Genomic DNA, 989 nt, shown 5'->3' with positions numbered 1-989 from the left:
CGTCGGAGGGTGCAGATGGTGAGAAGGGACGAGGCGGTGGCTGTCCGGGGCGGCGGGCGGCGAGCGGTGGCCGTCTGGAACGCCGGGCGAGGCGCCGCGGGCGGCCGGGGCGGTGGATGCCGAGCGGTGGCCGTTCGGGGCGTCGGGCGGGAGGCGGTGGCCGTCCGCGGCGCCGGGTGGGTTGCGGTGGTCGTCCGAGCCGTCGGATTCGGTCCGGTGGCCGTCTGCGCCGTCGGACGCCGGGCAACGGCCGTCGCCGGCCGCGGATACCGGACCGCGGCCGCCCGCGGCCCTCGCCCTCGCCCTCGGCACCGACGGGATGGACGCGCTGCGGCTGGGCGGGGAGGTGTGCGGCGGGCCGGTGCTGGACGCCGAGACCGGCGCGGTGATCGCCGTACTGGCACCGGCCCGCCGGCAGGCCGCCCACCCCACGTGCCTCGCCCTCCCGCTGCGAGCCACCGCCGCCGCGGATCCCGGCGGCGCGCTCGCCGCCCTGCTGGCCCGCAACGCGGCGACCGTCCCGGCCCACGGCGCCGACCTCAACCTCGCCGGGGCGCTCCAGCTCACCGGCACCACACTGGCCCCGGCCCTGCCGGTCGGCGATGAGCCCGAGCCGGTCGAACGCCCGGCGGTGGTCACGGAGTTGGCCGCTTTCACCGGCTCCGGCCGGCTGGTCGCGGCCCTGGTCGGTGCCCCCGGCAGCGGGCGCACGACGGAGCTGGCCGCCCTCGCGCGGCGCCGCACCCTCGGCACCGCCCCGGCCCCGACCATCTGGCTGCGCGGCGCCGACCTGCGCCCGCGCGACACCTCCCTCGCGGACGCCTTGGCCCGCGCCCTGACGGAGGCGAGCCGCATCCTGTCCGCAGACCAGGCCCAGGGCCAGGGCAGTGCGACCGCCGCCTGCGGGGCCGGCGCCCCGCGCTCCACCGGCCCTGGCTCTTCTACCCATCTGACGCTGCCGACGCCCTTCATCGACTCGAGCCATGTGG

General features: G+C 79.5%; 1 pseudogene. It reads left to right on the top strand.

Features of this window, described 5'->3' with window-relative positions:
• Positions 1–319: 319 nt before the first annotated feature.
• A pseudogene (locus GPJ59_RS36510) lies at positions 320–989 on the top strand (serine protease); the annotation flags it as partial.

It is taken from the genome of Streptomyces bambusae (assembly GCF_019400985.1).
GTDB lineage: Bacteria > Actinomycetota > Actinomycetes > Streptomycetales > Streptomycetaceae > Streptomyces > Streptomyces bambusae_A.
Note: the sequence above shows the minus strand (reverse complement) of the source record. Positions and strands in the feature narration are given on the sequence as shown.